Origin of the sequence: Streptomyces sp. NPDC005794, from assembly GCF_042871445.1 — a bacterium.
In the GTDB taxonomy this organism is placed as follows: Bacteria; Actinomycetota; Actinomycetes; order Streptomycetales; family Streptomycetaceae; genus Streptomyces.
Genome location: NZ_JBIAIN010000011.1, coordinates 169,351 through 191,985, shown reverse-complemented (window position 1 = coordinate 191,985; position 22,635 = coordinate 169,351). Strand labels below are relative to the sequence as shown.

The 22,635-nt window shown below is 71.0% G+C and carries 11 protein-coding genes and 1 pseudogene; 5 read left to right on the top strand and 7 right to left on the bottom strand.

The window, feature by feature from the left end; translation table 11 throughout:
* Positions 1 to 18: 18 nt before the first annotated feature.
* The 3 genes from ACFYQ5_RS19695 to ACFYQ5_RS19685 are packed head-to-tail and all read right to left on the bottom strand — an operon-like array spanning position 19 to position 13,549.
* Positions 19 to 234, bottom strand: a complete 216-nt coding sequence (locus ACFYQ5_RS19695; RefSeq protein ID WP_389198992.1) for a hypothetical protein — start codon at positions 232 to 234, stop codon at positions 19 to 21.
* Entirely contained in the window at positions 231 to 9,551 is a 9,321-nt protein-coding gene (locus tag ACFYQ5_RS19690; RefSeq protein ID WP_389198990.1) for an amino acid adenylation domain-containing protein, read from the bottom strand. Before ACFYQ5_RS19690 ends, ACFYQ5_RS19695 begins: the two co-directional genes overlap by 4 nt.
* Positions 9,548 to 13,549, bottom strand: a complete 4,002-nt coding sequence (locus ACFYQ5_RS19685) for an amino acid adenylation domain-containing protein (RefSeq protein WP_389198988.1) — start codon at positions 13,547 to 13,549, stop codon at positions 9,548 to 9,550. The genes ACFYQ5_RS19690 and ACFYQ5_RS19685 overlap by 4 nt, the downstream gene beginning before the upstream one ends.
* Positions 13,550 to 14,448: 899 nt before the next feature.
* Here ACFYQ5_RS19685 and ACFYQ5_RS19680 point away from each other — a divergent pair.
* Together ACFYQ5_RS19680 and ACFYQ5_RS19675 are read left to right on the top strand one after the other, a co-directional pair.
* A complete protein-coding gene (locus ACFYQ5_RS19680; protein WP_389198986.1) occupies positions 14,449 to 15,966 on the top strand; it encodes an IPT/TIG domain-containing protein in 1,518 nt (505 codons plus the stop codon).
* Between the two features lie 291 nt (positions 15,967 to 16,257).
* A complete protein-coding gene (locus ACFYQ5_RS19675; RefSeq protein WP_389198984.1) occupies positions 16,258 to 16,794 on the top strand; it encodes a GNAT family N-acetyltransferase in 537 nt (178 codons plus the stop codon).
* 112 nt (positions 16,795 to 16,906) lie between these two features.
* Here the strand turns inward: ACFYQ5_RS19675 and ACFYQ5_RS19670 are convergent, their stop codons facing one another.
* Both ACFYQ5_RS19670 and ACFYQ5_RS19665 read right to left on the bottom strand, forming a co-directional pair.
* A complete protein-coding gene (locus ACFYQ5_RS19670) occupies positions 16,907 to 17,173 on the bottom strand; it encodes a hypothetical protein (RefSeq protein WP_389198982.1) in 267 nt (88 codons plus the stop codon).
* A gap of 253 nt (positions 17,174 to 17,426) precedes the next feature.
* A pseudogene (locus ACFYQ5_RS19665) lies at positions 17,427 to 17,723 on the bottom strand (MFS transporter); the annotation flags it as partial.
* 382 nt (positions 17,724 to 18,105) lie between these two features.
* Between ACFYQ5_RS19665 and ACFYQ5_RS19660 the strand changes: the two are divergent.
* Genes ACFYQ5_RS19660 through ACFYQ5_RS19650 form a run of 3 tightly spaced genes read left to right on the top strand, consistent with a single transcriptional unit; the run spans position 18,106 to position 21,382 of the window.
* Positions 18,106 to 19,176: a Dyp-type peroxidase gene (locus ACFYQ5_RS19660; RefSeq protein ID WP_389198980.1), complete on the top strand. Its 1,071-nt coding sequence runs from the start codon at positions 18,106 to 18,108 to the stop codon at positions 19,174 to 19,176.
* Positions 19,173 to 19,970: a family 1 encapsulin nanocompartment shell protein gene (locus ACFYQ5_RS19655; protein WP_389198978.1), complete on the top strand. Its 798-nt coding sequence runs from the start codon at positions 19,173 to 19,175 to the stop codon at positions 19,968 to 19,970. The genes ACFYQ5_RS19660 and ACFYQ5_RS19655 overlap by 4 nt, the downstream gene beginning before the upstream one ends.
* 23 nt (positions 19,971 to 19,993) lie before the next feature.
* Positions 19,994 to 21,382: a diaminopimelate decarboxylase gene (locus ACFYQ5_RS19650; protein WP_389199104.1), complete on the top strand. Its 1,389-nt coding sequence runs from the start codon at positions 19,994 to 19,996 to the stop codon at positions 21,380 to 21,382.
* 348 nt (positions 21,383 to 21,730) lie between these two features.
* Here the strand turns inward: ACFYQ5_RS19650 and ACFYQ5_RS19645 are convergent, their stop codons facing one another.
* Positions 21,731 to 22,087, bottom strand: a complete 357-nt coding sequence (locus ACFYQ5_RS19645; protein ID WP_389198976.1) for a GNAT family N-acetyltransferase — start codon at positions 22,085 to 22,087, stop codon at positions 21,731 to 21,733.
* 37 nt (positions 22,088 to 22,124) lie between these two features.
* Positions 22,125 to 22,547 carry an aspartate 1-decarboxylase gene (gene panD, locus ACFYQ5_RS19640; RefSeq protein ID WP_389198974.1) on the bottom strand — a complete coding sequence of 141 codons (423 nt, stop codon included), beginning with the start codon at positions 22,545 to 22,547 and terminating at the stop codon, positions 22,125 to 22,127.
* Positions 22,548 to 22,635 lie beyond the last annotated feature (88 nt).

The following is a 22,635-nucleotide window of genomic DNA, read 5'->3' as shown; positions in this document are numbered from 1 at the left end:
GACATCCTCCAGAGGGGGTTACAGGCCTCGGTCGAGCAGTTCGGCGAGGGTGGTGCGGCCCGAGGCGAGGGGGCCGTGGACCGCGTCGTCCGCCTCGCACGGCCCGGTGCGTTGCCGTCCGTCCCAACCGGTGGTCCGACGGTGCAGGTCCACGATCTCGAGGTCCAGCGGGTCCGGCTCGGCGACCGCGGGCCGCCGCGACCACCGGACGGTCGGAAACCGGCAGCGGTTCACCGGGCGCCCTCCGGGTCCTGCTCGCGACGGGTATCGGCTGCCGGGTCCGCCCACGTTGCCGTGATGGTCTCGGCCACCGTGCGCACATGGGGCGTGGCGACGATGCCGTAGTGGTCGGTGGGCAGGGACCGCCGCACGGCGGAGGGGGGCAGACAGGCGCTCCACTGCCGGTCCGTCTCCTGTGGATCGCCGGGTGCGGGCATGCCCGCCGTGGGCTGTTCGGCCAGCCACAGGAACGTGGGGGTGGACATGAGCGGCCGCACCCGGTGCTCACCCAGGCTGCGCAGGTTCGCCCGGCAGCAGCGGGCCAGCCTTTCGGCGTACGCCTGCGCGTGTTCCGCCGACGTCGACGGGACGCCGGTGCCGAGTTCGGCGGCGAACACCTGCTCGAGGTGCGTCTCGTCGTAGGCGGCAACCAGCCCGTCCGCCTGCGGCGGTGGTGGGTCCAGCAGGTGGAGCGCCTCCAACGGCCGTCCGGCCGACTCGGCCAGGCCGGCCATCTCCATGGCCACCCGGGCGCCGAAGGACCACCCGGCCAGGTGGAGCCGGTGGCCGGAGCCGCCGAACTGGTCCCGGAGTTCCGCGTCGTACTGGCGGGCGCGTTCGGCGAGTGACCACGCGGGCATCGCGGCGTCGCGGAGTGCCGGATCGGCGATGAGGCACACGGTCGGTGCCGGCCCGAGCGCTGCCACCAGCGACCGGTAGGCCTGGATGTCTCCGCCCACGGGGTGTACCAGACACAGGACAGCCGAGCCGGTTCCCTCCTGCCAGATGTCCAGGACGACCTGCGAGGCGGTGTTCCCCGCCGCCCTTGCGGTGGGCTCGGCGCGAGTGAGGGCCGTCTCGATGTGTTTCAGGATTTCGGCGAGGCTGACCCGGTGGCTGAAGGAGGCCAGGTCGAATTCGACGCCGTAGTCGTCCTCGATCTGGGCGATCAGGGTGATCAGGGTCAGCGAGTCGGCGCCGAGGTCGTACAGCGAGTCCTCCGGGTCCAGTTCGTCCACGCCCAGCAGGTCCTGGACCACCCGGGCCATGGCGCCGGCTCGGTCCGTGTCACTGCCCTGGTCCGAAGAACCCGCCTCGCCGTCCGTGCGGAGCGCCGGCCCGGACCGCGAGACGAGTGGTTCCGCCCGGCCGCCGGCGGACGGGTCGTAGAACGCGCGGGAGGCATCGATGTCGGTGGTGGAGACGAGAAGCTGCGGCAGTTGCAGGGCCAGGGCGTGGGCGAAGACCGCCTTGCCTTCCTCGACCGTCAGACCGACCTCCAGGTGGGCCTGATGGCGGCTGTCGGTGTTCAGGACCCGGGTCGCCATTCCGGTCTCGCTCCAGATGTCCCAGTCGATTCCGATCCGGACGGTCGTCTCCGTTTCTCCGGCGCGGTGGTGGGCGAAGCCGTCGAGGAGGCTCGCGCCGGCCGCGTAGTCGCTCTGGCCTACGCCGCCGAGCAGGGCGGACATCGACGAGCAGTAGACCGCGATCTCCGGCCGGAAGGTCCCGATCAGGTGCTCCATGACGAGTGCGCCCTGCTCCCGGGCTGCGGCGGCCTCGCGCATCTCCGTGGTGTCGCGTCGTACGAGCAGCCCTCCGTATCCGAGGCCGACCGCGTGGATCACGCCGTCCAGCCGCGGTGTGTGCTCGGCGACGGCCGCCACCACTTCGTGCACGGGCACGGCCGCCAGATCCACAGGGACGAGGCCGACGCGGTCGCCCCAGTGGGTCAGTTCGGCGGGCAGCCGCGGATTCCTCGACAGCAGCAGGATCCTGCCGCCGGTGTGCTCCAGCAGCCAGGCGGCGACGGCGCGGCCTATGCCCCCTGTGCCGCCCAGCACCAGGTGGACCGTGTCGTCACCGGACGGTACGCGGGGCTCTGTGCCGGACGGCACCGGCACGGGCGTGGTGCCCGGTCGCCACCAGTAGCCCTGCCGCAGCGCGAGCTGCCGGGGCAGAGCCTGGCCGCCGGGATGCCCGGCTCGGCGTGCGTCGGCGACGGCCGAGGCCACGTGTCCGGCCCAGCGGGTGAGGTCACCGTCGGGGAGGTCCAGCCAGTGGCCGTCCAGGGCGGCCTCCTGGGGGGCGACCTCGACCGGCCCGGCGAGGAGCGCCAGTTCGGGCCTGTCCACCGTCCCGGCCACGGGCCGGGCGCCGTACGACAGCCACCACACGCGCGGGGATCCGGTCCGCCCGAGCAGTGCCTGGGCCAGGGCCGCCGTGGTGTCCAGGCAGGCGTGGCGGGCATGTCCCAGCGTGCCGGGACCGACCGGCCCCGTCACGTCCAGGGGCAGCGCGTGCACCCACTCCGCGTCGGCCAGGGTGTCGTCGGTGCTGTCCTCGGACAGTGCGTCGAGCAGCAGGCGCAGGGACGCCGGGTCGGCCGGGTCGGCGTCGAAGACGTCGGGTCCCCTGCGGGCGAACGCGCTGGACGGGTGCACCCGTACCAGCCGTGACGCCACGGCCTGGAACGGCACGAAGGCTGCCTGCGGCGTGCTCGTGGAGGCGACGACGACCACGACGGACGCGCGGTCGGCGCGTGCGGTGGTGCCCGCGACGGCGGCACGGCGGAGCCGGACCCAGTGCGGCTGGTGCAGCCAGTCGGTCTGGGGCAGCCGCTGGGGTCGCGCCGCCGGCGCCTTGGGCGTGCGGTCGAAGTCGTACTCCGCGAGCGCGAAGGACGGGGGCGGGAAGTCCCAGGGCGCCGGGGCGGAGCCCGCCTGCCAGTCGACGGATCTTCCGGCGGTCCAGTCCTCGGCGAGGTCGTGGGCGGTGCGGCCGACGGCGGAAACCGGCGCGGCGTCCGGGGCCGCGGTGCCGTGCGCGATCTGTCCCCCGGCCACCGCGCGCAGCCAGTGCGCGGCGGCGGCGGCGTCCTCGAGAGGTGCCGCGATCCGCAGGTGGCGGGCCGCACGTCCGGTCTGCAGATGGCGCAGCACGGACTCGTAGCGCTCGGGCCGCCGTTGCAGGTAGTCGGCGATCCGGGCTGCGTCGGCGGCGAGGGCGTCCGCGCTGGAGGCGGACAGCACCAGGCACTTCGGTACCGCGCCGGTTGCGGCGGCGCCGGTCCCGGTGTCCTGTTCCACGATGACGTGGGCATTGGTGCCGCCGATCCCGAAGCTGCTCACGGCGGCCACCCGTTCGCGTCCCGCGGGCCAGGGCGTGGCCTGGGCCGGGACGTGGAAGGGGGTGGGGTCGGGGCCGATCTCCGGGTTGAAGGCGCGGAAGTTGATGTGGGGCGGGATGCTGCTGTGGTGCACGGCGAGGACGGCGCGCACCAGGCCCACCACACCGGCGGCCGCGCCCATGTGGCCGAGCTGGCTCTTGACGGAGCTGAGCGCGCAGCGACCGGACTCGCTCACGTCGAATGCCTGCCGGAGCGCGCCCACTTCGATCGGGTCGCCCAGTCGGGTACCGGTTCCGTGCGCCTCCACGTAGCCGAGGTCGGCACCTGTGCGTCCGGCGCGGGCCAGGGCGGTCCGGATCACCTCGCGCTGCCCGGCCAGGGACGGTGCGGTGTAACTCATCTTCTGCGCACCGTCGTTGTTGACCGCGGAGCCTGTGATGACCGCGTAGACGGCGTCGCCGTCGCGGCGTGCCTGCCGCAGCGGCTTGAGGACCACGACGCCGACGCCGCTCGCGCCGACCGTCCCGGTGGCGTCGTCGCTGAATGGGCGGCAGTCGCCGTCCGCGGAGAAGATGTGCTGTGGGCGGTAGCGGTAGCCGCCGGTCAGCCCCGGGTCGACGAGCACTCCTGCGGCGAGCATCGTCTCGGCCTCGCCCTGCCGGAGCATGCCGGCCGCGAGGTGCACGGCGACCAGGGAACTCGAGCACGCGGTCTGGGCGCTGAAGACGGGACCGGTCAGCCCGAGGTGGTAAGCCACCTTGGTGGCCAGGAAGTCCTTTTCGTGGTGCAGGGCGAGCTGGAAGCCGTCGGGCAGCCGGCCGGGGTCGGCTTCCCGCAGCATGGACTGGAAGTAGGTGCTCTCCCCGGCACCGGCCACGAGACCCACGCGCGCGGCCGAGGTGTCCGCGACTCCGGCGTGTGCCAGTGCTTGCACGCAGGCCATCAGCAGGTGACGCTGCTGGGGGTCCATCAGGCGCGCCTCTTGAGGGCTGATGCCGAAGTGGCCCGGGTCGAAGTCGAGCATCCCGTCGAGGGTGCTGTGCGCGCCGATGACGCCCTCCGGGGCGTCGACCCGTCGGATCCCGGTGCCGCCGGAGACCACCAGGTCCCAGAAGGCCGCGAGGTCCGGGGCGCCGGGCACCCGCACCGCCATGCCGACGACCGCGATCGGTTCGCCTGGCTCCATGGTCCCGCTGTGTCTCCTGGCCGGTGCGGCGGGTGTCCCGGTGCCGGGGAGGTCGCCGGCGGCGAGGTGGCGGGCCAGGGAGCGGACAGTGACGTGCTCGAACAGGTCCGCGACGCTGAAGCGCAGACCGAGTGCCGTGGTACAGCGCAGGTGGAAACGCATGAGAGTGAGGCTGGAGGCACCCGCCTCGAAGAAGGTCTGGTCCGGTTCGATCGTCGCCCCGGTGACCTCCTCGAAGGCGGCGGTGAGCCGCTCCTCCTCGGTCGACAGCACTGTGCGGGCGGCAGCCGAACGGCCTATCTCCCCGCTCGGCGCCCGAAGCGCCGCCTGCCGGTCCAGCTTGCCGCTGGGGGTGCGCGGCAGCGTCTTCAGTCTGCGGAAGCGGTCCACGCGAACGTAGGAGGGCAGCAGAGCGGAGAGATGCGCGGTCAGGTCGTCGGCGGACGGGCTCTCGCCACGGACCTCCAGACAGGCCGTCAGCCGGTCGTCCTCACGCGCGACGACGGCGTTGGCCACCGCCGGATGGCGAAGCAAGGCCGCTTCGACGGAGCCGAGTTCCAGCCGGTGTCCGCTCAGTTTGATCTGCTGGTCGTCGCGGCCCGCGTAGTGCAGCAGGCCCTCGCGGTCGAACCACGCCCGGTCGCCGCTGCGGTAGAACAGGCCCTCACCGGGCAGCTCGACGAAGCGGGTGTCGTCGAGAGCGGGTTCGTCGAGGTAGCAGCGGGTGGCCATGGTGCCGCCGATCAGCAGCTCGCCGGTGCACCGGGACGGAACCGGGTCGCCCTGGGCGTCCACCACGCGCAGGTCGGCGCCGGCCACCGGGTGTCCGATGGCGGGCAGCTCGGGCCACTGACCCGGGTCGCCGTCCAGGCACAGAGCGCTGACCACATGCGTCTCGGTCGGCCCGTAGTGGTTGAACAGCCGGGCGCCGGGCAGTCCGGCGAACCAGCGACGGATGGTGTCGGTGCACACGAGCTGCTCGCCCGCGGTGACCACCTCGCGCAGCCGGGAGGGGAACCTGCCCAGGCGGACCGCGTATGCGGCGAGCAGTTGCAGGGCCACATAGGGCATGAAGATCCGCTCGGTCCCCGCAGACTCCAGTCGCTCCAGCAACGCGGGGACGTCCTGGCGCCACTCGGGGCGTATGAGCTGGAGGCTGCCGCCGGTGCACAGCGTCCCGAAGATCTCCTGGAAGGACACGTCGAACGCCAGCATCGAGAACTGCTGGGTGGCCGCCGGGGAGGTCAGGCCGCCGGGGCCGGACTGCCACCGGATGAGGTCGCACAGCGTCCGGTCGGAGATCTGGACGCCTTTAGGGACGCCGGTGGAGCCGGAGGTGAACAGTGTGTACAGCGGTCGGGTGCCGTCGTGCGGGCGCCCGTCGTACGGTGCGCTCGCGCCGACGCTCTCCTGCGGCGCCGGGTCCGTCAGGACGACGGGGTGGCGCGCCACGCCGTCGGGGAGCAGCGTGTCCAGCGCCGGCGCGCCGGCGGGCGTGACCAGGACGCACAGCGGGTCGACCCTCTCCAGTACGCCGCGCAGCACGTCGACCGGGTAGGAGGGGTCGAGGGGGACGGCGGTGACGTTGAGCAGCGCCAGCGCCAGCAGCGCCACCACGTGCTCGGCGGACGGGTCCAGGTACAGGGCCGCCCGGCAGGGGCTGCCGTCGGCCGGGATCGGGTAGCGGTCGGCCAGTTCCGCGGCGAGGGCCGCGGCGCGGGCGTCGAGTGCCGCGTAGCTCAGGGTGCTCCCGTCGGCCGTGATCACCGCGGGGGTGTCCGGTGTGCGGGCGACCTGCCGTGCGAAGCCCTCGGCGACGGTGGTGAAGCCCGGTTCCTGGACGGGGCCGCGCCCGTGCTCCGGCAGGGACCGCCGGTACGGCGCGACCAGCTCCCGCGCGGTGGAGCGGCCACCGGACGCGAGCGCGTCCACGCCCCGCCGGAACAGCTCGGCCATCGCCTCGACGGCCTCGCCGGTGAATCGGTCCTCGGCGTACTCCCACAGGAGGTCGAGTCCGTCGGGATGCTCGAGAACGGAGACCGTCATCGGGCACTTGGCCTCCGGCGCGGCCCACCACAGGGGGCGCTGGACGCAGCCGGGCAGCCGCAGCCCCTCGAAGTCGGTGTTCTCCAGGACGAACAGGAGATCGAACGGGGTGCCGTCGCCGACGGCCTCCCAGCCGGTAAGTACGTCCGCGAGCGCCACGTCCTGGTGCCGGAGCACCTGCCCGGTGCCGGTCGCTGTGCGGGCGAGGTGCGAGCGCAGGTCCTCACCGGGCGCGACGGTGACGGGCAGCAGCACGGTGTTCGCCATCATGCCCACGCTGTCCGCGAACTCGCGTACCGGGCGGTTGGCGACCGGGGCGGCGATGCGCGGGCGGAGCACTCCGGTCACGCCGTACAGACTCCAGGAGAACACGCTCAGCAGCACCTGGAAGCGGGTCAGCCCGAGCTCTGCGCAGAGTTGGTCCACCTTGGCCCGGTGTACGGCGTCGAGTGACGTGTGCAGCAGCCGCGCGCGCGGTGCCGGATCCGCGTCAGGGGCGGGCAGCGGTTCCTGGGGCTCCTCCAGACCCTGGTAGTACGCCAGGAGTTCATCGCGCTGTGCCTGGTAGGCCGGAGTCGCGAACCAGTCGCTCTGCCAGTCGGCGAAGTCCAGTGGGGTCGGAACTGATGCCGCGTTCCGGCCGGTTCCGACATCGGCGTCGGCGTAGTCGGCGGACAGGTCCTGCAGCAGGATGCTCAGTGACCAGCCGTCGACGGCGATGTGGTGCAGGTGCAGCAGAAGCGTTCCGCCGCCGTCACGGGGCAGCCAGCAGGCCCGGAGCATACGGGGGTCGGCGAGGTCGAAGGGCTCGGCGAAGAAGGAGCCGGCGAAGGCGTGCGCTTCGTCCTCGTCCCATGCCTGCTGTGTGCCCGGCTCGTGCCAGGGGTCGTACGGTGCGCCGACTGTCTGGCGGAGTCCCTGCGGCCCGAGGGCGAAGCCTGTCCGCAGGGCCGCGTGGCGTGCCACCAGGGTCCGCAGGGCTCGCCGGAGGGCAGCGGTGTCGACGGGCCCGTCCACCCGGAAGGCCTGGTTGACGGAGTACGCGCGGGACCTTGGTGCGCGGCGCTGCAGCAGCCACAGCCGCTGCTGCTCGCTCGTGGCGGGCGCCGAGTGGGCACCGGCGACCACCGGTGCCGGATAGGCGCTTTCCTCGTCGGGGCCGGCCGTGGTGACGGCCTGGGCGATTGCGGCCAGGTCGCTACGGAGGACAGCCGCCTGTGTCAGGTCGCAGCCCCACCGCTGCCGGATGGCGAAGCAGAACCGCAGTGCCTTCAGTGAATCGCCGCCGGCGGCGATCCACCGGTCGCCGAGCCCCAGGCCGGTGACACCCAGGATCTCCTCGGCCAGCTCCAGGACCTCGCGCTCGGCTTCCGTCGCGGCCGGTCCGTCGGAGGCCGCCGGCCGCCAGGGCCGGTCAGCCTGCGCCAGCATCGCGGCCTGGTCGACCTTGCCGTTGGCGTTGAGCGGCAGCTCCTCCACGAGATGAATCTGGTGCGGGCGCATATAGGCGGGCAGGAGGGCAGCCATGTGACTGTCGAACTCTTCGTAGGACAACTCCTGTTGGAGGACGACGAACGCCAGCAGTTCGTTCGGCCCCTCGTGGCTCGCGCGGCGTGTGCACACATGGGCCCGCCGGACCGCCGGGTGGACGAGAACGCGCCGTTCCACCTCACCGGGCTCGATCCGGAAGCCACGGACCTTGACCTGACGGTCGGTTCGTCCGACGTATTCCGCCCGGCCTTCGTCGTCGGCTCGTACGAGGTCACCGGTGCGGTAGTACCGCTCCTCGCCGCCGTCGAGCCATGCGAGCCGCACGAAGCGCCGCTCGGTCTCCTCGGGGAGGTTGCGGTACCCGACCGCGAGCCCCGCGCCGCTCAGCAGGAGTTCGGCGACCTCACCGGCTGCGGCAACCTTCTCCTGGCCCGGCGCGACCAGGATGGCACCGGTCTGCGGCAGGGGCCGGCCGATCGGCACCACCTCACCGTCGAAGTCCCTGGGGATCGGGTGGAACAGGGCGAAGGTGGTGGACTCCGTGGGCCCGTAGACGTTGAACAGGCGGGTGCCGCTGTCGGCGTTGTCCCGGTACCAGCGGCGCATCACCTGGGCGTCGAGCTGCTCACCGCCCACCAGAACCTCGCCGGCCGCGGCGAAGCAGTCCGGCACGGCGGTGACCATCGCGTTGAAGAGCGCGGTCGTGATGAAGACGGTGTCCACCCGCTCGCGCCGCAGCGCCGTGTCGAGACGCTCCGGGGTCTGCGCCTCCGCGTCGCGCAGGACCACACAGCAGCCACCGGTCAGCAGGGGCACCCAGACCTCGAAGCTCAGCGCGTCGAACGCCGGATTCGCCAGGCAGGAATAGCGCAGACCGGGCTCGACACGGATGTAGCCGGGCCGTGCCAGCCGCATCACTCCGGCGTCGCGGACCTCTACGCCCTTGGGCCGTCCGGTCGTCCCGGAGGTGTAGAACAGGAAGGACACATCGCCGGTGGCGGGCGGCGCCTGCACGGTGGCCGCGGCATCCGGGAGGCCGGGCAGCAGCGTGTCCAGGGCGAGCGCCTTCACGCCCTGCGGAAGCCCGGTAGCGCTCTCGGGGGCGGCGTACACCAGGGCGGCCGCTGCGGAATCCCGCAGGATGAAGAGGCGGCGTTCGGCAGGGCTCTGTGTGTCCAGCGGCACCACTCGGGCGCCCAGTCGCAGAATGCCCAGCATCACGCAGACCAGCCGCCACGAGCGCGGCAGCGCCACAGCCACCGCCTGCCCCGCAGTCACGCCCCGGCGGCCCAGAGCCTCGGCCACGGCGGCGGCTGCGGCGTTCAACGCCGTGTAGTCCAGCCGTACGTCGCCGTCGGCCACCGCATCCGCCTGCGGTGAGCGCAGGGCCTGTCGGTGTATCTCGAGGGCGAGCCCGACCGGCGCGCTCAGGCCCTCGGCCACGCCGGCGGGGGAAGGTTCGACGCGCGGTTCCATCATGCCTCCGACGTACCAGAAAGTGTCGTGCGCTCCGGCTCGGTCACGTCCGGACCGCTTGCCAGCCGGTCCAGTTCCGCGGCAAGGACGGCGGCAACACGTGGTAGTTCGTCGCTCTCCAACATGTCCCAGTGACCGCAGGCCACCGGCTCCACGACGAACTGACCGCTGACGCGGCGCCGCCAGAACGCGCGAAGGCGGGCGGCCGTACCGTCGCCGTCCTCGTCCTCCACGGCCGTCGCCTGCATCAGCACGACACGAGCCGCCGAGTCGGGTACGGCGTAGTCGCGCGCCGTCTCGCGGTGGTGGTTGTAGACGGTCAGGTATCGGGCCACCTGGTCGTCGTCGATGCCCGGGTACATGCCGTTGAAGCGCACCAGCTTCTCCCGGAACTCTTCCATGCCGACCGGCGCGATCGCGGCGCGCTGTTCCACGTCCTCCGTGCCATGGGTGTCGAGCAGGACCACGCTCACCCTCGTATGTCCGGCCGCCACCAGGTGGCGGCCCATCTCGTAGGCGATCAGGCCGCCGTAGGAAAGCCCGCACAGCACCAGTGCCTCGTCCGGGCGGGGGCCGACGAGCCGCAGATACTCCTGGGCCATCGCCTCGACACCGGGCAGGGTGGACTCGCCGGGGTTGATACCGGGCGCCTGAAGTCCCACCACGCCGACGTCGTCGGGCAGCGCCGTGGACAGCGGCAGATAGCAGAACGCGGTGCCGCCGGCGGGATGTACGCACACCAAGCGCTGCCGGCCGGCACCGGCCCGGAACTCCACCACCAGACTGCCGGGCTCCGCAGTCCGCGAGGCCTCGGTGCCGTTGCTGCGCAGCCGCTCGGCGAGCGCCTCGATGGTGGGGTGCAGCATCACGTCCCGGACCGGCAGCGTCACGCCGAGTTCCTCCTGGACGGCGGACGTCATCTTGATCGCCGAGATCGACGTACCGCCGAGCTCGAAGAAGTTGTCGCCGATTCCGACGTCCGGGTGCAGCAGCACCCGCCGCCAGATCCGGTACAGCGCCATCTCGACGCGGTCGCGGGGCGCCGCCGTGTTGACCCGCCCGGAGTGGGCCCCTGCCACGGCGCGCAGCACTGCTGCCCGGTCCACCTTGCCGTTGCGGTTGAGCGGCAGCCGCGGGAACTCTGCCACCACGACGGGGATCATGTAGTCCGGCAGGCGGTCCTTGAGGGCGGCGCACCACTCGTACGCCGTCCGTGTGGCGTCGGCGTCGCATCCCACGCCGGCGACCAGGTGGGGGCCACCAGGGGTGTCGCGGTCGGCCAGCACCACGGCCTCCCGCACGCCAGGCACCGCCAGCAGCGCTGCCTCGGCCTCGCCGGGTTCGATGCGGAAGCCGCGCAGCTTGAGCTGGTCGTCGCGGCGGCCGACGTACTCGGCGTTGCCGTCCGGCAGCCAGCGCGCCAGGTCGCCGGTCCGGTAGACGCGTTCGCCGGGCACGAACGGGTCGGGTACGAAACGCTCGTCGGTGAGGTCGGGCCGGTTCAGATATCCGCGGGCCAGGCTCGCTCCGCCGATGTAGACCTCACCGGGGACCCCAGCCGGTACCGGGCGCATACGGTCGTCGAGCAGGTACAGGCGGGTGCCGCGCAGTGGCCGCCCGATGGGGCACGACCGCTCGTACGGCTGCGGGTCGGTGTAGGCAGTGGAGTAGAGCGTCGCCTCGGTCGGTCCGTAGCCGAAGCAGATGCGCAGGCCGGGCAGCAGCTCGCGCATGCGGTACAGGGCGCTCTCGGGCAGGGACTCCACTCCGGTGAGGAGTTGGCGCAGGCTCAGCCCGGCCAGTCGCGTGGCGGGATCCTCGTCGATCCACAGGACGTAGGACGGAGGCAGGAACGCCTGGGTCACGTGGTGCTCGCGCAGCCAGCCCATCAGCGCTGCGGGGTCGCCCCGGAGCTCGTCGGGGACCATGAGGAGCACCGCTCCGGTGGTCAACGGTACGAGGAGCTCGTGTACCGACGCGTCGAAGCCGATGCTCGACCAGGCCGATGACGCCTCACCGGGAGCGTCTCCCATGAGTTCACGCCAGTGCTCGAAGAGATTGACGACGCTGCCGTGTGTCACCGCCACGCCCTTGGGGCGGCCGGTCGATCCCGAGGTGTAGATGACGTAGGCGAGCCGGGTGGGGTCCGCGTCGATGGCCGGCGCTTCGTCGCGTGTTCCCTCGGCCTCCACCTTCGCCAGGTTCTCCCACAGCTGCCGGTCGTCGCCCGCGGCGTGCGCCTGATCGGTCAGCACGAGTACCGGTGCGGCGTCGCTCACCATGGCAGTGAGCCTTTCCGAGGGCTGTCCGGGGTCGAGGGGCAGGTAGGCGGCCCCGGCCTTGAGGATGCCGAGCACGCCGACGACGAGTTCGGCCGTGCGTCCGGCGTGCAGGCCCACCACGCGGTCGGGCCCGGCACCGCGGGCGATCAGCGCACCGGCGAGCCGGTTGGCACGGCGGTCCAGCGTCGCGTAGTCCACCTCCTCGTCCCCGGCCACCACCGCGGGCTGCTGCGGCCGTTCGCGCACCTGCGCCGCGAACCGCTCCAGCACGCCCGCCGGTGCCGGCACGCCCGGTACGGCAGCTGCGGGCCCTGTGCTGAAGGTGGCGAGGAGTTCCCGCTGCTCGTCCTCGTCCAGCAACGTCAGGTCGGCGATCTCGGCTTCCGGCCGTTCGGTCATCAGACGCAGCACCCGGAGGAACTGGCGTACGTACCGTTCGATGGTCGTCCGGTCGAAGAGCGCAATCGCGTAGTCGATCTCCCCCGTGAGGGTTCGGCCCTCGTCGGCAAGGGCCAGGGCCACGTCGAACTTCGCGGGGACGTGAGCGGCGTCCTCCCGCAACTCGACCTCTGTACGAGGGAGTGCGAGTTCGCTCCGCATGGAGGGGACCCAGGCGAACATGGTCTGGAACAGTGCGGTGTAGGCCGGGCTTCGCGGAGGGTTGACCAGTTCCACGACCCGCTCGAAGGGCAGGTCGACGTGCTTGAGGGCGTCGCGGATCCGCTGGTTCACCTGCTTCAGGACGTCGCTGACACCGGGTGAGCCGGACAGGTCCGTGCGCAGGGCGAGCGTGTTGACGAACAGGCCGATCAGGCCCTCGACGTCCCCGCGACGGCGGTTCGACGTAGGGGCGCCGACAACGATGTCGTCCTGGCTGGAGAGCAGGGACAGCAGCACCGTCCAGCCGGTCAGGACGGTCGCGTACAGGGAGACACCGTTGTCTGCGGCGAGGTCGCGCAGGGCCTGTGTCAGGTCCTCGTCCACCGTCACGGACACCCGGTCGCCGTGGAAGACCTGCTCGGGCGGGCGAGGCCGGTCGGTGGGCAGGGAGAGTACGGCCGGGGCGCCGGCCAGCGTGGCGGCCCAGTAGGCGGCGTGCTCGGCGGGCTCTTCACCCGACATCCAGTCCCACTGCCAGCGGGTGTAGTCGCTGTACTGCCAGGTCAGTTCCGGCAGCGACGCCTCCTGCCCCTGCTGGAGCGCGGTGTACAAGAGGCCCAGCTCTCGCAGCAGCAGGGTGCGGGACGCGCCGTCGAAGATGATGTGGTGGGCCGTCAGGAGCAGCACGTGGTGGTCCGGTTCGAGCGCCACCAGGCAGCCACGCACCATGGGTTCCTCGCCCAGGCGGAAGGGGGTGCCTTCCACCTCCTGCCGTGTCCGCGCGAACCGCTCGGCCGCGTCCGGCAGTCCCGTCAGGTCCTCGAAGGTCACCGGGAACCCGGTCTCCGGCGGATCGACGACCTGGAGCGCCGAGCCGCCGGAGGGCACCAGCCGGGTGCGCAGGGCCTCGTGCCGAACCGCGAGCAGGTGCAGCGCCTGGATGAGCAGGTCCCGGTCCAGCAGCCCCCGGATGTCGAAGGGCATCGGCTCGTTGTAGGCGGCACTGGCGTCTCCGTCCATGCGCGCCGCGACCCACAGCCGCTCCTGCGCCAGTGACAGGGGCGCGGGAGATGTCTCTCTGTCGGAGTGATGGGTGACTGCGATTCGGGGGGAAGGCACGGGTTACCCCTCACTAGAAAAAGAACGCGGTGTAAATCGGATCCTGCGTTTACGAAGGACCAACGGTCGAGGCAGTCGCGCGCGAGTACGGCAGGCAAGGCCATGGAGAACGATTCGGCCCGACATCCGGAAGGTGCACACAGAAACTGTGCGTACGACAGAGGGTCTCCGGCGGGAGTGCAGCGGGGGCGATCGGCGATCTGACGTGGCCGATTCCCTTACGGAGCCGATTGACGAAAGCACGATGGGCCACTGCGGTTCTCAGGCAGATATCCTCATGGTTCAGCGGCGCCTCGCGCGAGCTTGCTGGATATCGCCATTCCTTACCAGAAGTCCATAAAATTGCGTCAGAGCCATGAGGAGGGGACCGGTCGAGGACGTGTCCGTTTTTTCGACTTCCCCTACGGTGGCTCATTTCCGCCGATATTAAATGCCCGCCGATTGGATGGTCAACAGTGACCCGCGCCACACCCTTTCGGCGACGGGTCCTCGCGTACGGATGGCGGGCGCGACATCAATGCTCTGTCCAACAATGACTTATGACAGTAAGTCATAAGGGGAGATTTGGGATTTTAAATCCCTGGACAGGAGTCAGCCCTCGGTGCCGCGAGCGTTCCGCGAAGACACGGCTTCCCCCTCTGAGGAGTTGCCGAGCTCGCCTCACGGGCAACGCTCATGACTGTTGAACACCCAGTCATTTCCCGTACGCCCAGGGCGAGATGACTCCACCTGGGCTCCTCCGGAGGTTCAAGCGCGTCAACCACAAGCGGATCGCGCGCGTGATGCGCGCTGGGCCGAACGCCTGAACGCGGCCCCGCCGCATGGCCGGCCGAACATCAGGATTCCGCTCGACACATAGCTTGGCCACGAATCATCGGACGAGTACCAGAGGAGCAGGCATGACAGTGCCGCCGTTGGATCCGGCTACCCGGCAGGTGACCATGACCCTGACAGCGATCGCGGCCGCCGGCGCGACCCCTCGTCCGTCCGGGGAGACCCTGTCGGACCAGGCGGCACGGATCAGGAAGGGCATCACCGCCCAGCTGGCCGACACCTCCCTCGCGACGCGGGGCACCTGGCAGCTGCTGTGGCTCGGGCTGAGCCCGGACAACGCGAACCTGGCGTACCTCGCCTCCAACGGCTCGGCCGAGTTCGCCGTCGTCATTCGCGGCACGGTCGCCACCAACGCGACCGACATGCTCGAGGACCTCGGCGTCGGCACCGTCGTCCCGTTCACCGCCGGCGGATCGCCGCAGCCCGTTTCCGTGTCGAAGGGCGCCATGGACGCGTTCACGCAGATCGCCGGCATGAGCACGGACGGACTCAGCCTTGTGCAGGCGCTCGGCGAGGCGATCCTCGCGGTGCTGCCTGCGGAACCGACCGTCTATGTCGCCGGTCACAGCCTGGGCGGCTGTATCGCCAGCATGGTCGCGCCCTACCTGAAAACGGTGGACTGGAGCCCCAGCACACCGCAGTTCGCGCTGTCGACGTTCGCCGCGCCCACAGCTGGTGATCAGGGCTTCGCCGACTTCGTCAACTCGCTGCAGTGGAGCGCGAACGAGCACTGCTACAACACGTACGACCTGATTCCGCAGGCCTGGGCGAATCTCGCCGCCGCCAAGAACTGGTACCCCTCCCCCGGGCCGGCGGCCAACTTCGACGTCAAGGCGCTCATGTCGACCATCGCCTCCCTCGCCGGGCCCAACGTCTACGTCCAGCCGGGCTGCTCGTACGCCATGAACACCGACTACGGGCGACCCGGCACGTACGACCCGTACGCGACACGGAGTTCGGTCGAGGACTTCCTGACCCAGGTGGGCTTCCAGCACGCCAATTCCACGTACCTGGGGCAGGTCGGGGCACCCGCGGTGAGCTCCGGTCCGGTGGTAAGCGGTCTCAGCCCCACCTACGGACCCGCCGGCAGGGAAATCACCATCTACGGCAGCGGCTTCGGTACGGATCCCGCATCGTCCGAGACCGTGGTCGACTTCGGCACCGTCCCGTGCCAGAGCGTCACCGTCAGCGGGGGCGGCACGCAGATCTCCTGCTCCGTGCCCGAAGGAACCGGTGTCGTCGACGTCCGGGTGACCACCATCCTGGGCACCTCGCCGGCCTCGCTGTTCAACCAGTTCGCCTATGACGGGCCGCAGCCTGCGGTGATCTACGACATCTCCCCGTCCTCGGGAACGTTCGAGACAAAGGTCTTCATCAGCGGCGTGGGCTTCGCGGCCGACCCCGTCGTGTACTTCGGGAACAAGACCGCCGACATCCTTTCCGCCACCGCGACCGAGATCACCGTGCGGGCGCCACTGCCCGACCAGAGCCCGATCGCGCCCACGACCGTGAACGTCAGGGCGCTGACCAACGGCTATCTGACCCCCACCGCGGGGAGCAACGAGTTCAGCTACACCGGGTGAGCGAGGTGCACGCCGGCTGCGACGATCTGTCCAGGCCCTCGCTGGTGATCGAGGGCGCGCGTGTCCGAGCCGGGGTCGGCTTCTTCGACGTCTGACTGGCCGCCGGGCACTGCCTCCTGGTCGAGGACAGCACGCATCAGCATCAGCTCGACACCCGGTATCCGGACCTGTCCGGCGAGGACACGAGCTGTGCGTTCGACTCGATCCTCCGGCGGGCGTGGGGTGCGGCAGCTGTGGCACCCTCGCATAGGCTGGCCAGCTCAGCCGACGCACCGCGACGAGGATCAGCCCATGCGCAGCAGCACCAGCATCCGCCTGATCGAGCCCACCGACGCCGCCCTGATAGCCGAGCACCGGGTGCGGGACTTCGACGCGTTCCGGCCTTGGGAACCGGCCCAGCCGGCCGCCTTCTTCACCCCGGAGGGCCAGGCGGAGCGCATCGACGGCCTGCTGGCCGGATACCGGGCCGGAACGGTCTGGCCGGGCGTGGTGCTCGCCGGCGACCGGCTGATCGGGCAGGTCACCGTCGGAGGCATCCTGCCTCAGCCGCATCTGCGCCGCGGCTCCGTCGGATACTGGATCGCCGGCGTCGCCCAGAATCAAGGGCACGCCGGGCGCGCCGTCGGGCTCGCACTCCGGGTGATGACGGACGAACTCGGGCTGCACCGCGCCGAGGCGTCCACCAATCTGGAGAACCTGCCGTCTCAACGGGTGCTGCGCCGCAACGGGTTCAGCCCGTACGGCGTCGCGCACTCCTCGATCCTTCTCGACGGAAGCTGGCGGGACGGGCTGCTGTGGGAGCGGATCCTCGGCGACTCAACTGCATGACGGATCAGGTGGAGCGGTCGGTGCCGGATGAGTTGTGGGTGTTGTTCCGGCGGGTCCGCAGACCACGGGCCTGTCACTTCACGCCGTTTCGTGAGAGCTGTGACCGGTGAGGTCAGAAGAGGTCGAGCTCGGCAGACTCGACCGCGCCCAGGAGGCGGCACTCCCCGGTCTCGCCGTCCACGCAGACGTAGCCCGTACCGACGGCCATGTCCCGGGGGTCCCCGCTGCGCAGATAGGCAGCTGACTGGCAGTCGAAATAGAACTTGCGTCCCACCGGGGCGCGTTCCCCTTCGATGAGCGCCAAGGTCATGCCCTCGTGGCTGACTTCCTGGTCCAGGAAGTTCTCGGCCAGCGCGGTCGCCTCTTCGATGTCCAGCATCAGTCCGCCCTCGGAAGAAGTTCCGCCATGGTGAGATAGTGGCATGTCCCGACCGACCGCATAGGGGCATGCCACAGGTACGACAGGCCGACCACGCGGCCTCACCCAGAGGTGACCGACCGAGGCGGGATGCGGCCGTCTGCCGCTCGCCCGGGCCTCCTGGCCCTGAGCACCGCCACATCCGCCCTTGGTCAGGCCGGCCACGGCGGCGACGGAGTCGAACATGACGCTCTTGACGCCTTCGCCTTCCACGTCAGTGATGGGTGGGGGTGGACAGGGCCGATCCGGGGCCGTAGCGGCGCAGGAGGAGGCCGGTCACGATCGCGGCGATGGCCAGGACGGCGGTGACCACGATCATCACAGCGACGTAGGCGTCGTCGAACGCGGTGGATGCGGCGGTGATCAAAGACGGGTTGTCGTCCCCGACCAGTGCGAGCGCACTGTCGAGGCGGTCACGTGCGGAGTCCGGGACTCCGGAGGGCAGGTCGACAGTCGCGGTGTACACGGCGGCGAGGAGACTACCGAGTAGCGCGACCGCGATGAGGCTGCCTGAGCCACCAGCGCGGTGAAGACCCGTTCCCCCCATGGGCTCCATGTGCTCCCGGTCCGGACCGGGTCACGTCGTGGGGAAGGTGGGTCGCAGTACCTCAGGCACCACCGCCTGGGACGACCGGCCCCCACGTCGCGGCCCCTGTGCCCCGGGAGCGGTCGTCCGCTGGATGAAGCACCCGGCGAGAAGACCCCGAAGCGGGCCGGACGACGTGCGTCCTCTCCGGACGGTGCCGTGTACACGCTGTGGGGCGGCGACAGGGCGGAGACCACGGACGGCTGAGGAGGCCCGCATAGCCCGGCCGGGCCGGGCCGGGGTGCGACCGGGGGCTTGGTGTGGATAAGTGGCAGGGGATCCTGTCCACCACCCACGGAGTGCGCGTATGTCCGACGCCGTACCGGAACCCGTTGCGGTCCAGCCCGTCGTGACGCCGCTGACCAGTGCCGCAGTGGTGCTGGTCGCGACGATCGAGCCGGGCGGCGAATCCGCCGTACGCGACGTACTGCCCGATCTCGCCGCGTTCGCGCGGTCGATCGGCTTCCGGGTGCCGAGCGCCGGTCTCGCGTGCGTGACGGGGATCGGCTCGGACGCCTGGGACCGGCTGTTCGCCGGTCCCAGGCCGGCCCGCCTCCACCCGTTCCAGGAGTTGCGGGGGCCGTTGCACCACGCTCCGGCCACACCGGGCGATCTGCTGTTCCACGTCCGCGCCGAACAGATGGACGTCTGTTACGAATGGGCTTCCCAGCTCCTCGGGCGGCTCGGCAGTGCGGTGAAGGTCGTCGACGAGGTACACGGCTTCCGCTACTTCGACCACCGCGATCTGCTCGGCTTCGTCGACGGCACGGAGAACCCGGTGGGGGACGACGCCAGGGCCGCGGCCGTCGTCGGACCGGAGGACCCGGCGTTCCAGGGCGGCAGTTACGTCGTCGTGCAGAAGTACCTGCACGACCTGACCGGCTGGAACACGCTGAGCACCGAGGAGCAGGAACGGATCATCGGCCGTACGAAGTTCACCGACATCGAGCTCGCCGACGACGTCAAGCCGCCGGATTCGCATGTAGCCCTGAACACCATCATCGAGGACGACGGCACCGAACGCGACATCCTGCGCGCCAACATGCCCTTCGGCAGCTTCGAACAAGGCGAGTTCGGCACGTACTTCATCGGGTACGCGGCTGACCCCGGGGTCACCGAGCAGATGCTCCGCAACATGTTCCTGGGCAGCCCGCCCGGCACCCATGACCGCATTCTCGACTTCTCCACGGCGGTCACCGGCACGCTGTTCCACGCCCCCGGCGCCGACTTCCTCGACGCTCCTCCTCCGCCGCCCTCCCCTGCCGGAACCACAGCCGTCCCGGAGCCTCAGCCCTCGGAGGAACGGTCCCCGGCCCCGGCAGTGGTCCTTGACGGTTCGCTGCGTATCGGCAGCCTGCGAGAAAGCGCCCCGCGATGAACAATCTGCACCGTGAGCTCGCCCCCGTCACCGGCTCCGCCTGGGAGCAGATCGAGGAAGAGGCCAGACGCACCTTCAGCCGTCATGTGGCGGGCCGCCGGGTGGTGGACGTCGGCGCCCCGCAGGGACCGGAACTGTCGGCGATCGGCGACGGGCATCTGCGTGACATCGACCCGCCGACCCCTGATGTGATCGCCCGTGCCCGGACGGCGACACCGGTCATCGAGTGGCGGGTGCCGTTCACCGTGACCAGAGCGGCCGTCGACGACGTGGAACGCGGCTCGGCGGACAGCGACTGGCAGCCGGTGAAGGACGCGGCCCGCACCTGTGCGTTCGCCGAGGACATGGCCGTCATCGACGGGTACGCGGCGGCAGGCATCACGGGTCTGCGGGACGGTTCCTCGCACACCCCGCTGCCCCTGCCCGCCGATGCCCGGGACTATCCGGCGGCGGTGGGCCAAGCCCTGACCCGGCTTCGGCTCGCGGGTGTCGACGGTCCGTACCGGCTGCTGCTCGGCGCCGACGCGTTCACCGAGGCCACCGAGACCTCCGACCACGGCTATCCGGTGGCCACCCATCTGGCCCGGCAGCTCGACGATCCCATCCTGTGGGCGCCCGCCGTCGCCGGCGGGCTCCTGCTGTCCACCCGTGGGGGTGACTTCGAGCTGTGCCTGGGCCAGGATCTGTCCATCGGATACCTGGACCACGACGCGACGAGCATCCGGCTCTACTTCCACCAGGCGTTCACCTTCCGGATGCTGACACCCGAGGCCGTGGTCCCGCTCATCGCCTGAACGCGCCGACCTGGGAGGCTCCCATCGACGACACCCGCCCCACGCCGGCGTCGAGCTCCGCGGCAGCCGAGGGCCCCCCGCGCTCACCGCGCCCGCACCGCTTCGCCGAGGCGCTCCGCCTCGCGGTGGCGGAAGGACTGCTCGGCGAGGAGCATCCCCTCGCGGGCTTCCTGGACGCGGACGGGATACGCGGTTCCGTCGGCGCGCTACGGGACGCCTTCGCCGCCGAGCCGGGCGTACGGGTACTGCACACCTTCGCCGCGAAGGCCGCCTCGCTGATTCCGGTGCTGCGGCTGCTCGCCGACTGCGGCATGGGCTGCGAGGTGGCCGGGCCGGGCGAACTGAGGCTCGCGGTCGAGGCCGGTTTCCCCCCGGCGCGGATCGTGCTGGACTCACCCGCCAAGACCCGCGACGAACTCCGGCTGGCGCTGGCGCTCGGTGTCGCCGTGAACGCGGACAGCTTAGGTGAGATCCGCCGCATCGAGGAGCTCCGCTCCCCCAGCTCGGCGTCCGTCCTGGGACTCCGGGTGAACCCGCAGGTGGGAGGCGGTTCCATCGCAGCGATGAGCACGGCGACGGCCACCTCGAAGTTCGGCGTGGCCCTGCGTGACCCCGGCGCCCGTGAGCAGGTCGTCCAAGCCTTCGCCGAGCGTCCCTGGCTGACCCGGCTGCACGCCCACGTCGGCTCGCAGGGCTGCTCGCTGGAGCTGATCGCCGCAGGCATCGCGGAGACGTACGGGCTCGCCGAGGAGATCAACGAGTCGCTGGGCATGCGCCGGGTCACCGGGCTCGACATCGGGGGCGGGCTGCCGGTCAACTTCGCCGACGACGACACCCGGCCCACCTTCGCGGAGTACGTGGCGGCGCTCAGGAAGGCGGCTCCCGGTATCTTCGACGGGCGCTACGACCTGGTCACCGAATTCGGCCGGTCCCTGCTCGCAAAGAACGGCTTCATCGGAGCGCGTGTCGAGTACACGAAGGATGCGGGCGGGCGCCGCATCGCGCTCACCCACGCGGGGGCACAGATCGCGACCCGCACCGTCCTCATGCCCGATGCCTGGCCGCTCCGCGTCGGCGCGTTCGACAGCGGCGGACGTCCCCGGACAGGCCCGCCGATGGTGCAGGACATCGCGGGGCCGTGCTGCTTCGCCGGGGACATCGTGGCCCATGCCAGGGAGTTGCCCGAACTGCGGGAGGGAGACTTCGTCGCCCTGTACGACACGGGGGCGTACTACTTCTCCACCCCGTGGGCCTACAACAGTCTGCCCAGGCCGGCGGTGTACGGCTTCGCGGGAGATACCAGCGGCCTGCGCTTCGCCCAGGTGCGCGAGGCGCAGTCACTGGACTCCGTGGCAGCAGAGAGCGGGCTGCGCCACGCCGACGCGCTGACGGGCCTGCACGAGAGGCCCTAGAAACAGCGGCTCACCCCGCCGGCTGGGGGGAGGGCTCCGGCTCGGGTACCGGTTCGGGGTGCGGGTTCGGCGGCTGCGGAATCGGGTCAGGCGCGGGACCGGGCGGCAGGGGTCCCGGCGGTACGGGCGGCGGGGAGGGCACCGGTGTCGGCGGCCCCGGCACGGGCGGGGGCGTCGGCGCGGGCGGTAGGGGGTCGGGATTCGGGTGTGTCATCTCGGTCCTCCAACAGCGACGAACGGGACGGGTGGATCGCATCTCCACCGTCTCCCCGAGCGGCTGCCCTCGCCTGCCGAGTCCACACGTACGCGCCGTGGCTCCTGTCCCCCCGGACGCTGCGCCCAGCCGCCTCAGAACAGCTCGGGATGCGACTCGAGCTGCCGCTCGGCCCCGCGCACCAGCTCTTCCGGGGCCTCCGGCGCCTCCTCCGGATGGCTCTGTGCCCACCTGACGACGTACGGGCAGAAAGGGACGACGGGGACTCCTTCGCGGGCCGCCGTGGCGTAGAAGGCACGCACGAGGGCACCACCGATGCCCTTGCCCTCGTGTTCCGGCTCGACGACGGTGTGCACGGCGACGAGTGCGCCGGGCTCGGGGTACATCGCGAAGTACGCGATGTACCCCACGGCTGTGCCGTCCTCGTACGCCACCAGCTTGCCGTGTTCACGGTCGTCCTGGATCTCCACTGCGGTGTTCTCCGGCGCCATGGCAGGTACTCCCTCGTACGGTGGACGGCGTGGCGGATCAGCTCCGGGGCACGGCCTGCGGGCTGCGCTCGGTGCGCGTACCCGGGACGGGCGCCGAGGCGTCGGCTCCCAGCTCCACGATGCGGTTCCCGGCGTCGACGTGCACGACGCGGGGCACGAGCGCACGCGCCTCCGCGTCGTCGACCTGCGCGTAGCTGATGAGAATGACCAGGTCACCGGGGTGTACCAGGTGGGCGGCGGCGCCGTTGATCCCTATGACACCGGAGCCGCGCTCCCCCTCGATGACGTACGTCTCCAGGCGGGCGCCGTTGTCGATGTCCACGATGTGTACGAGCTCGCCGGGCAGCAGATCTGCTGCGTCCATCAGGTCGGCGTCGACCGTCACGGAGCCGACATAGTGCAGGTCAGCCTGGGTCACGGTGGCCCGGTGGATCTTGGACTTGAACATGGTACGCATCATCGAGGCACTCCCACAAGTAGGCTCCCTGCCTGCGTTTATGCAGGTCAAGGGCTGTTTCGACACCCTACAACGAGTCGCACGTCCGGGC